The sequence below is a fragment of the Maribacter sp. 4U21 genome, assembly GCF_002742365.1.
Lineage (GTDB): Bacteria > Bacteroidota > Bacteroidia > Flavobacteriales > Flavobacteriaceae > Maribacter.
Genome location: NZ_MDGN01000034.1, coordinates 162,456 through 173,869 on the forward strand (window position 1 = coordinate 162,456; position 11,414 = coordinate 173,869).

General features: G+C 37.8%; 6 protein-coding genes and 2 tRNA genes. 3 read left to right on the forward strand and 5 right to left on the reverse strand.

All coding sequences use genetic code 11. The features are described 5' to 3' along the window. The first annotated feature begins 35 nt into the window (after positions 1–35). From mutS to BFP77_RS06710, 3 genes are all read left to right on the forward strand, one after another. Positions 36–2,618 (forward strand): DNA mismatch repair protein MutS, encoded by a 2,583-nt coding sequence (gene mutS, locus BFP77_RS06700; protein ID WP_099573279.1) that lies wholly within the window; start codon positions 36–38, stop codon positions 2,616–2,618. A 141-nt stretch (positions 2,619–2,759) separates the two neighbouring features. Next, a tRNA-Gly gene (locus tag BFP77_RS06705) sits at positions 2,760–2,831 on the forward strand. Positions 2,832–2,912: 81 nt separating this feature from the next. Next, positions 2,913–2,996: transfer RNA gene (locus tag BFP77_RS06710), tRNA-Leu, on the forward strand. Between the two features lie 98 nt (positions 2,997–3,094). Here the strand turns inward: BFP77_RS06710 and BFP77_RS06715 are convergent. The 5 genes from BFP77_RS06715 to BFP77_RS06735 form a co-directional block, all read right to left on the reverse strand. Then, the gene (locus BFP77_RS06715) at positions 3,095–5,980 is read right to left on the reverse strand and encodes a type I restriction endonuclease subunit R (RefSeq protein WP_099573262.1); all 2,886 of its coding nucleotides are present in this window, start codon (positions 5,978–5,980) and stop codon (positions 3,095–3,097) included. A gap of 1 nt (position 5,981) precedes the next feature. Further along, positions 5,982–6,899: an Abi family protein gene (locus BFP77_RS06720; RefSeq protein ID WP_099573263.1), complete on the reverse strand. Its 918-nt coding sequence runs from the start codon at positions 6,897–6,899 to the stop codon at positions 5,982–5,984. A 351-nt stretch (positions 6,900–7,250) separates the two neighbouring features. Continuing rightward, on the reverse strand, positions 7,251–8,483 hold the full coding sequence (locus BFP77_RS06725) for a restriction endonuclease subunit S (protein WP_099573264.1): 1,233 nt from the start codon (positions 8,481–8,483) through the stop codon (positions 7,251–7,253). A 119-nt stretch (positions 8,484–8,602) separates the two neighbouring features. Then, a complete protein-coding gene (locus tag BFP77_RS06730) occupies positions 8,603–10,171 on the reverse strand; it encodes a type I restriction-modification system subunit M (RefSeq protein ID WP_099573265.1) in 1,569 nt (522 codons plus the stop codon). 45 nt (positions 10,172–10,216) lie between these two features. Further along, on the reverse strand, positions 10,217–11,290 hold the full coding sequence (locus BFP77_RS06735) for a protein rep (protein WP_143751862.1): 1,074 nt from the start codon (positions 11,288–11,290) through the stop codon (positions 10,217–10,219). Positions 11,291–11,414 lie beyond the last annotated feature (124 nt).

Here is an 11,414-nt window from a genome sequence, read left to right on the forward strand (position 1 = left end):
CAGATAAAGGAAAGGTAAAAAAGGTGACCCCTTTAATGAAACAGTACAATACCATCAAGACAAAACATCCTGATGCGCTGCTGCTATTTAGAGTGGGTGATTTTTATGAAACATTTGGAGAAGACGCGGTTAAAGCTTCTAAGATATTAGGAATTATACTCACCCACAGAAATAACGGTGGGGATAGAACGGAGTTAGCCGGTTTTCCACACCATTCCATAAATACCTATTTACCCAAACTTGTAAAAGCAGGCCAGCGCGTTGCCATTTGCGACCAGCTAGAAGACCCTAAACAGACAAAGACCATTGTAAAGCGAGGGGTTACAGAACTTGTTACTCCCGGAGTAGCTTTAAACGATGATATTTTAAGCGCAAAGAGCAACAATTTTCTGTGTGCCGTTCATTTTGGAAGAAAAAAACTGGGTGTCGCTTTTGTTGACATTTCCACGGGCGAATTTTTGACCGCGGAAGGCAATGAAGAGCAAATTGATAAATTATTACAGAATTTTGCCCCTAACGAGGTCCTTATTTCCAAAAACCATAGAAAGGAATTCGGCGAAATTTTTGGTCCGCAATTTCATACATTTTATTTGGAAGATTGGATTTTTCAGGAGGATTATGCCTTGGAAAACTTAACGAACCACTTTAACACAAAGACCCTGAAAGGTTTCGGCGTTGACCATCTAACTCAGGGTATAGTGGCGTCCGGTGTTATATTACACTATTTATCCGAAACACAACATAGGCAATTACGGCATATTAATAGATTGCAGCGTATTGCCGAGGACGATTATATTTGGATGGATAGGTTCACCATTAAAAACCTGGAACTCTACCATTCTACCAATGAAAATGCCGTTACCTTAATAGATATTATAGACAAGACCATTTCTCCCATGGGAGGTCGTATGATTAAAAGATGGTTGGCCTTACCGCTAAAGAATGTTCAGAAAATTAAGGACAGACATAATGTTGTGAGCCATTTGATGACCGAGGAAACACTATTACACAAACTACAGGCCGGTATTAAGTTGATGGGAGACTTGGAACGGTTAATTTCTAAAATAGCTACAGGAAAGGTTAATCCTAAAGAGGTAGTTCAGTTGAAGAATTCCATGGAAGCCATAATTCCTATTAAGCAAAGTGCTTCCAACGCTGACAATGAAGCCTTGGCCCTTATCGGAGACCAATTGCAATCCTGTGATTTGCTCCGGACCAAAATAAAAGAGATGCTGAGCGAGGAAGCCCCCGTAAATATTCTCAAAGGCAAGGTTATCGCTGAAGGTTTCTCAGAAGAATTGGACGAGCTTAGAGGTTTGGCCACTTCAGGAAAGGACTATCTGAACAAAATGTTGGAAAGGGAGACCGAAGCTACGGGTATTACCTCTTTGAGAATAGCATCCAATAATGTTTTTGGCTACTACATCGAGGTTAGGAACACGCATCGGGACAAAGTACCTGAAACTTGGATACGAAAGCAAACCCTGGTCAATGCAGAACGATATATTACGGAGGAATTAAAAGAATACGAGGCAAAAATCTTAGGTGCCGAAGACCGCATAGCAACGCTGGAACAACAACTCTTCTCCCAACTAGTCGTTTGGATGCAAGAGTATATCGCCCCCGTTCAAAATAACGCCCAATTAATAGCGCAACTGGACTGTCTTTGTGGTTTTACCCAATTGGCCAAAGAAAACGACTACGTACTTCCGGAGATTAACGATAACACCTCCCTTGAAATTAAAAATGGAAGACATCCTGTCATTGAGAAACAATTACCCTTGGGTGAAACCTATATTGCAAACGATGTCTCCCTTAATAGGGAAAGTCAGCAAATCATTATGATAACCGGGCCTAATATGAGTGGTAAATCCGCCATTCTGCGACAGACTGCATTAATTGTACTATTAGCGCAGATGGGTAGTTTTGTACCTGCTGAAGCTGCCCATATAGGTTATGTAGACAAAATTTTTACACGTGTAGGTGCCAGTGATAATATTTCTATGGGAGAATCTACCTTCATGGTAGAGATGAACGAAACGGCCTCCATTCTCAATAATTTATCGGAAAGGAGTCTTGTCCTATTAGATGAGATTGGTAGAGGAACCAGCACCTATGACGGTATATCCATTGCATGGGCCATTTCTGAATACCTACATGAACATCCGGCCAGAGCTAAAACCTTATTTGCTACTCATTATCATGAACTGAATGAAATGTCAGCTTCTTTTGAGCGTATTAAAAATTACAACGTTTCCGTTAAAGAATTAAAGGACAATGTGCTGTTTCTTCGAAAACTAAGACCCGGAGGAAGTGAACATAGTTTCGGTATTCACGTCGCTAAAATGGCCGGAATGCCGCAACAAGTAATTCATAAGGCCAATAAAATTTTAAAGAAGCTAGAAAAATCACATTCTAACGAGGAGTTAACGGAGAAATTACAAGTAGCGCAAGATGAAATGCAATTGAGTTTCTTTAATCTGGACGACCCACTTTTAGAAGAAATCAAGGAAGAAATTTTACATTTAGATATCAACACGCTTACCCCTGTTGAAGCCTTAATGAAACTTAATGAAATAAAGCGTTTACTCACAAAGAACAAGAAGGCAACCAGTTAAGTTTTCTTTTGAACCCTTTCCCTTTTCAAAAGCAGGATTATCGTGATTTTTAAAAGAAATTCCTTTGCAATTTATAGAAATGTATTAAATTTGCTCCCGCATTCATAACGAATGATGTTCTTTAAAATACAATTATCAAACGCGAAAGTAGCTCAGGGGTAGAGCATCACCTTGCCAAGGTGGAGGTCGAGGGTTCGAATCCCTTTTTTCGCTCGACTTCGACTCCGCTCAGCCGCCGCTGACGGAGTTTTTAGTTTGAAATCCAGTTCCTTACGTGAACAATGCGTAAGACATGCTCGAGTGGTGGAATTGGTAGACACGTTGGACTTAAAATCCAATGGACATTAGTCCGTATGGGTTCAAGTCCCATCTCGAGTACATTATAACCCTGTTAATCATCTGATTTTCAGGGTTTTTTGTTTTATTCAGTAACAAAATAGCAACAATACCTTTAAAATACTTAGGTTCAGATGATATTAATTCTGTATTCCGTTGATATAAGTATCAACGAACTTTAGGATTTTTGAAGTCACTCTTTCGGATTTTGTCTTTCGTTTCTTTAAACTTGGTCTTTTGTTCATCAAATCGACAATATCATCACGTAGAGGCTTCTTTTCTGTAAATAGGTAGTCACCGATTACTTTCTCCAGTTTAGTAGCATCTAGGTCTTCCTTATCGCTGAGGTCTTTTATAGCTCTCATCTTTTCTATACTGATGAAGTTTGCAAACTCATCACCGATATCTTCAGAATCTTCGATTAGTGTTAAATGCTCATTGATAAACTTCTCTATCAATTCTCGCTTACTACGTAATCTCGTATCTCCAGCAATGATATCATAAATGGCTTTCTCTTGCTTCTCTTTGTCTTTTGGAGTTGCATCCTTGAGTTTAGCTAGTAACTTTAAAATGTAAGATACGTTTATCTCATCACGGTGTATAAGTTCTAGCTCAAAATCTATATCCTGAAGTATTGACACTTTTTCTTTTGCATCGTGACTCTTTACTTTATCGTATAGGTCTAGATACTTGCTTTTGTAATCTTCAAATGTCTGTTCGTTTACGCTGAGGTCATCAAATGTGAACTCTGTAAACGTGCTTAGAATATTTTTTAAACGCATTAACTCTCTAAATGCTTTCGCAAAAGCTAGCTCTTCCTCCTCGTCTTTCAGGTTGTTTACACTGTTAACAGTAGGTGCTATTTGCAGTAATGCGATAAAGGCTGCGTTCATCTTTAGAACGTACTCTTCGTACGGTTGCATTATGATTTCGTCCTTAGCATTTAAATTCGAGAATAGGCCTATTGCTTCATCGGTACGTTCTTTTAGATTTCTAAACGCTACGATGTTACCTTGTGATTTTAACTCGTTTAAAATCCTGTTAGTTCTGGAATAGGCTTGAATTAGACCGTGGTAACGTAAGTTCTTATCAACGTAAATAGTGTTTAACGACTTGCTATCAAAACCAGTTAAAAACATATTGACCACCAGTAAAATATCCACTTGCTTATGCTTTACTCGCTTTGCGATGTCATTGTAGTAATTGTAAAATGACTGCGAATCTTTCGTACTATAATTTGTCGCAAACATCTTATTGTAGTCACCTATGAAACCTTCTAAGTATTCTCTTGTATGCTGGTTCTTCTCTGCTGTTCCATAGCTTGCTGATGGTTCTGCTGCCATCCTTCGACCCAGCTCAGGAGGACTCGCAAACTCGTCATCTGCCCACGTATCACCTACAGCTTCCTTATCGTCTTCATTTGCATTATATGAAAATATGGTTGCTATACGTAGGTTGTGTTCTCCAGCTTCCTTTTTCTGTTGGAATAGATTGTAGTATTTGATTAAGGTATCAACATTACTCACGCAAAATATTGCTGTGAACTCTCGACTGTGAGTTTTCCTATTATGGTTTGTTATTATAAAGTTAGTAATAGCATCCAAACGTTCAGGTGCTTCCATTACTTCCTTCTCATCAATCGCTTCTACCTCGATATCCTGAATACCGTCTTTCTTTTTAAATGTCTGGATATACTCTACTGAGAACTTTAGTACGTTCTCGTCACGTATTGCATCGGTAATTACATACTTGTGCAAGTCTTTGTTGAATAGCATTGCAGTTGTACGTTTACCGTATTCGTTCTTTCCTGCGTTATCTTCAAAAATGGGTGTACCTGTAAAACCAAACATCTGACTATTCTCGAAAAATCCTTTAATCGCTTCGTGTGTTTTACCAAATTGCGAACGGTGACACTCATCAAAAATGAATACGACTCGTTTATCCCTAAGCGATTCCATTTTTTTGATATGGCGTGACTTGGTGACTGCGGTATTTAGCTTCTGCATAGTAGTTACTATCAACTTAGCATCTCCAGTTAATTGCTTTACCAATGTTGAGGTATCATTTGTACCGTCAATACTGCCCTTACTGAAACTATTAAACTCTTTGGTAGTCTGGTAATCTAAATCCTTCCTATCCACTACAAAAACCACTTTGTGTACTTGTGGCATTTGTGTAAGTATCTGACTGGTCTTAAATGATGTCAATGTCTTACCTGAACCAGTGGTGTGCCAGATGTAACCGTTTTTTGTTGTGGTCTTTACGGTATCAATAATAGCTTCTACTGCGTAAAACTGATACGGACGTAATACCATCAGGTAACGTCCTGATTCATTCATCACAACGTATTTACATATCATTTTTGATACGTGACAGGGCTCTAGGAATATCTCAGAAAAGTCTGCGAGCTGAGTGATGAGTTTATTCTTGGTATCTGTCCAGTAAAATGTTTGCTTGAACGAACGAGCTTTGATAGGACTGTTTGCGTAGTACTTGGTGTTGACTCCGTTACTGATTACAAATAACTGTATAAACTGAAATAAACCAGCTCCAGCTCCAAAACTGTGACGCTCGTAGCGGTTAATCTGGTTAAATGCTTCTTTGAGTTCTAAACCTCTACGCTTTAACTCAATTTGTACCAATGGTAAACCGTTTATGAGAATTGTAACATCATAACGGTTTTTGTACTTCCCTTCAATAGTGATTTGCTGTGTTACCTGATACTCGTTTCTACACCAGTGTATCTGGTTGATGAGTTCTATGGTTTTGTTCTCACCTTTATCGTTTACATAAGGTACACGGTCACGAAGAATTTTTGCACGGTCAAAAATTGACCCTTTATTAATGTAGTTAAGTACTTGCTTAAAATCTTGCTCTGATAAGGTAACCTTATTATGCTTTTCTAGCTGTGCTTTAAGATTAGACAACATCGAAACCTCATCGACTATCTCGACCTTTTTGTAACCTAATGCCACTAGCTGTGTGACTAGGTTATTTTCTAATATTTGTTCTGGTTGTGTTGTCATATTATGTCCATAGAGGTTCGTTTTCCCAATCTGTTTTCATACCCAATGCGTTAGGGTCAACATTTGGATATCTTAGAAAAAGAGCTTCTAAATCCTGAGTAAATATATTATTCGGTTGTATGATATTCAACATATATCGCATCAAGCACATATGCACGTATAGCTTTGTAAACTCGTGTTGTTTTGGAACATTTGCATCATCAGTAATCCACGGATTAGGTGGTTTTGAGAGTAGCTTTACTGTACCCGGTAAGTTCCTGTTCCATAAGCGAGAATGATGTGCGCAAAAATTTCGTATTTGTGCAATAGATTGTAACCAGCTAGGTAAATAGGTATGGTTTACCGCTCCATACTCCTCTGCAATGGTATCTTTAGCTTTAACCGTGTGCTTTAAGTTCCCATAAAGCTTTGATAAATTTCCAAAACTTACTTGCTCCAAACTCTTCCAAGATGGTGGAAATCTTAAATCATCTTTATGCTTTTTAAAATGATTTTTTATGGTTACATCTTTACTTCTTGCTCTACTTATTTCTTCTTCTATCTTAGCAAGCGTTCTTGAAAATTGTAATCTATCAATAAAAATCTCAGAGTTACAGAACCACCACGGGTCAACTTCATGACTTAAATGATAGATTAGTTTTGTTCTAAGGCTAATCTCAATCTTTTCAATAACTCCAAAAAGCAAAAGCCTCAATTCTGCATCAAAATTATAAAGGGCCACCACATCGCTAAACCTACTATTAGGCTTGAAATGATGGGTCTCTTTATCAGATTGCATAACGTACCAATATTCACCTAAGCGATAGTAACTAATATTTGAAAGATATTTTGTCGCTAACTCATCATTAGGAATATCTAAGCCACGTTCTTTTAAACGGACTATTTGTTGCCGTATGGTGGTAGCTTCTTTTTTAAACATAGGCACGAAAAAACCCGCTAAGTGTGCTTGAAAGCAGAGGCATAGCGGGTGTATTATATAATTTCTTAAAAGCAAAAGACGCACCCTGGGACGCTGTTCCCACTTGTAACGGGACTATCGCGCGGTGCGTACTGTTGGTACAAAAATACAACGATTGTTGAATATTTGCAAGCAATTCACAATAATACTTGCATATATGCAAATATGGATACATATCCAAACAACTATATATCAATGATTTGAAACGGTTTAGTTTCGCTTTCACTAAAACGGATACTAAGAGTAATTCACAATAAGGATTATTCCATTGTGAGTACGTCACTTCTATTTTAGCCTTCGTTAACTCCATACCTACACAAACATTTTTTGAAGTAATGATTTTTTGAACATCAATAAATCACTTATGAAATCATCAATCTTAAATTTCTTTCTTTCTAACTTTAGTAAAAACTCTGCGATTTTATTTTGTTCATTTACGTGTGGAAAATCTACCTTTATATTTTTTAAATGCGAGAAGTACAAGTGAACTATTGTTATACCTTGAGCGTATTTTGCTAATTCGTTCTTCTTATAATTTGAAAGATAATAGGCGTAAAAAATAGTATTTAGCTCTACTTTCTTTCGCAATATTGATATATCACCACCTAATCTAACATCCTCAATATTTAAGGCTGTAACATTAGCCAAGTCAATTCCTGTAGTGGTTGTAGATGTAGGCATCAATAAATCACCTTTATGAGATTGAACACCGTCCTCTGAATCCGTGTAACTGATGACTCTCTCTATAACCTCATCATACTTTGTATACAATTCTCCATACAAAACACAAGGGTATTTTCCTTGTTCTGCTACACTACTCTTTGGTAAGCCTTTACCTTTCTTACCATTAAATAACGTACTTAATTTCTTCTCTTCCCACTCAGGAAAATCACTACCGTCATCTTGCTTAAAGCGTATTTCTTGTGAAAATAGCTTTTGCATTATGCTGGTTTTATAATCTTCTAAGGCATCTTTTTTGGCTTTGAGTAATTTGATGCGTTTGTCTATAGCTTTAAGGAAATTGGCTATTTTTTGCTGCTCTTCAACTGAAGGTGATGGAACTTTAAAGTTTCTTATACTTTTAAAATTCAATCCCTCTTTACCACCAGTTGTTTGTTGCTGATATATTAGTTTTTGACCGCTATGAGAGATTATGAAATTTTGATAGAATAATGGTTCCCCACTTTCTATGCGGATTATAGAAACGTGTTGATTTAGGTTTGCCTCCTTTAAGTCTTTAGGAACAATACTACATCGTCCTATTGACGCACCTGTAATATTTAAGAGTATATCAAAAGGTTTTGTCTTGCTATTCGACATTTCCTCGTGAATTTCTAAAGGAATGTGAGTGTCGTCTAATTCCAGCGAACCATTCTGTACGTTTTGACTTCTAATAAATGGCACGCCATATAATTGATAGTTCGATTCGCCTCCTCTTGGTGTTTTCCCACTACCTATTTTAGAAGTAATGTCACCTAACTTTAAAAGCTTCCAACATTCATCAAACTCAGGAAAACGCAGCTCTGGCTTTAGTTTTTCTAACATAGCGAGCTGATTTTTGCGTGAGGGATAGCAGTGAAAAGCCCACAGTGAGGCACGAACGAGGACTTGTAACGAATAGCCCGACCTGATAAGGTCACGCCCAAATAGTTGTTATACTTCATCTAAAAAGGCGTTGGGATGTTTAATTCTGCACAATAGCCTGCGATTTCTTCATCTACTTCGCCTAATTGCGCATCTATATTTTTAAGTCTTTCGGTCACTGCATCTAGGTCAATGATGACCTCATCTTCAAACGTATCTACATAACGAGGCATATTGAGGTTGTAATCGTTATCACGTATTTCTTGGATGGTGACTACGTTGCTGTATTTGTCCTTCTCGGTTTTGTTGCGGTAGGTTTCTACAATTTCCATAACGTCCTGCTCTCGCAGTTCGTTCTGGTTCTTTACCTTCTCGTAATGGTCTTCACCACTGGCATCGATAAACATAATGGTATCATCTGCCTCACGGCATTTTTTGAGTACCAAAATACAGGTAGGAATGGATGTACCGTAAAAAATATTTGCTGGTAAGCCTATCACGGCATCTAATGCGTTCAACTCCTCGATGAGGTACTTGCGTATCACGTGTTCTGCTGCGCCACGATATAGGACACCGTGAGGCAATACACACGCCATTGTACCATTATCTGCTAGCTGGTAATACATATGCGTCACAAATGCATAATCTGCCTTTGTGTTAGGTGCTAGCTTCCCGAACTGGCTGAAACGCTCGTCTGTACTGTTGAGTGGGTTTTTATTCCCTTTCCAATGCGCTGAAAATGGTGGATTTGCCACAATCGCCTCAAAACGGTACTCTAGGTGTTGCGGTTCTTCTAGGGTATTTTCTTGACGTATATCGAACTGACGATAATGCACATCGTGCAGTATCATATTCATACGTGCGAGGTTGTAGGTGGTACGGTTTAATTCCTGACCGTAGAACTCACTTACGTCTGCTTCTTTGGCTACACGTAACAGCAACGAACCCGAACCGCAGGTTGGGTCATATACTGATTTTACTTTGGTTTTTCCTGTAGTAACAATTTTAGCCAGTATAGTAGACACCTGTTGAGGTGTATAGAATTCTCCAGCGGTTTTACCAGCTCCAGCTGCAAATTTACCGATTAGAAACTCATACGCATCTCCTAGTACGTCACTCTCGATATCTTCTAATCTAAAATCGATTTCATCTAAGGCATTGATAATCTTTACGATAATCTCGTTTCTTGCGCCTACGGTACGTCCCAGCTTGGTAGAAGTTAGGTCTAAATCTTCAAAAAGTGCTTCAAAATCATCTTGAGACTCGCTGTCCATCGTGCTTTGCTCTATGTGACGTAGGATTTCCTGAAGGTCATCCAGAATATAAGTACTTTCTCCTTCTACCTTAGAGCTTCCTTTGCTGGCTACAGCTGCAAATAGCTCTTCAGGTTTGAGGTAGTACCCTAATTTAATAAGTGACTCCTCACGAATTGCATCAAGTGTTTCAGCATCAGTTACTTGTGTAAAATCAGTAACCTCCTCACCTTCAAGTAGTTGATTTGCGTAAAGTTCCTGTTTTTCAGATAGATACTTAAAAAATATGAATCCTAAAATGTAATCACGGTAATCGTCTGGATTCATTTTACCTCTCAGGAGGTTTGCTATTTCCCAGAGTTTACGCTGTAGGAGTTGTTTTTGTTCTTCTGACATATTATTTAATATTCTCGGCGGCTGTGATTTCAAATATAAAGGTATTTAGAAGATTGTATCGTTTAAATTTTCGCTCAGAATTGCTTCTAAATACGAAGGTGGTTTAAAATCTGTTAGCACCTCATCTTTTGAGGTATTCACCCAATCAGACCTTGAAGGGTCATATTCCCATTCTTTAAAATTAGTTAACAATTTGGCTTTGGGTCTTTCTTTTTGTTTGGTTTTAGGGGCGTTGAATCCAAAGCGGTCAAAGATGCGCGTGCCTTTCATTGCTGTTAATATAGTATCTAACGCTTTTAAATATATTTGAGTAGTATTTGTTTCTTTTGTTCTATTCTTTAAATCTGGTTCTGTGAAAATTTTACTGCCGTATTTGATTATTTCAATTAAACAACCTTCTAAATTATACACCATTTTCAAATGTTGACCCTTCTTATTTGTAAATTTAGGTGTCCAAAGTTTCAGCCATTCTTTTAACAAAACCTCAGCTGTTTCTTTATCTCTAGTTATAACATGAAAATGAGGATTATAGGTTTGCTTTTGAGGGTTAAAATTGCATTCCAATGAACGTACGCCAACTAATCTTTTTCCTCTACCTCTCTGATATCTTTTCCTATGCTTTGCATTTATTCTACGAAAACCAAAAATACATTTATTGATATATCTTTTAAGGTTATAGGCATTGCAAGCTTTTACAGTCAAAGTAAGAAAATAAGGATCTTCCCAATCTTTCATTATTGGATAATACTTATTAATCAATTCTGCCTTTCGAATACTACAACAAAGCGTGCAAAATCTGTTTTTACAATATTTACCGTATAGACGACCATCAGCGGTAATAATTCGCTGTTGGCAGTAATACGTATTCCAATATGCTTTTTCCAGTTCAGGCTCTCCATTCTCCTTTGCAACGTCTATCAATTTAAGCATCATTACCTGCGTAACGGTCTTTCTTTTTGCTCGTCTTTTAAGTGCTTCCTTTTTGCTGAGGTCTGACCCGCTACCATTGACAACGATATTATTTTGTCTCCCTTTGTTTGTCCCGTTCTCTGCTAATGTATTTAAATAAAAATACTGTGCACAACAATGGTAACCGTTGCACAAGCTTGTGATTTTCAAAATACAGATTGAATACAAGTCCCTTTAAGGGGCTTTTTTCTTGTCGGCTCAGAAACGGAAGTCCAAATTCCGATGCGTCACGGAAGCTTGAAACAGGTTTTGGAGCACACTTTTGGCCAATGCC

Bases quoted from the DNA above. Each gene is read 5' to 3' on its own strand.
- BFP77_RS06730 (WP_099573265.1), bottom strand. From the start codon at position 10,171: ATGTCAGAAGAACAAAAACAACTCCTACAGCGTAAACTCTGGGAAATA.
- BFP77_RS06720 (WP_099573263.1), bottom strand. From the start codon at position 6,899: ATGTTTAAAAAAGAAGCTACCACCATACGGCAACAAATAGTCCGTTTA.
- BFP77_RS06715 (WP_099573262.1), bottom strand. From the start codon at position 5,980: ATGACAACACAACCAGAACAAATATTAGAAAATAACCTAGTCACACAG.
- mutS (WP_099573279.1), top strand. From the start codon at position 36: ATGAAACAGTACAATACCATCAAGACAAAACATCCTGATGCGCTGCTG.
- BFP77_RS06725 (WP_099573264.1), bottom strand. From the start codon at position 8,483: ATGTTAGAAAAACTAAAGCCAGAGCTGCGTTTTCCTGAGTTTGATGAA.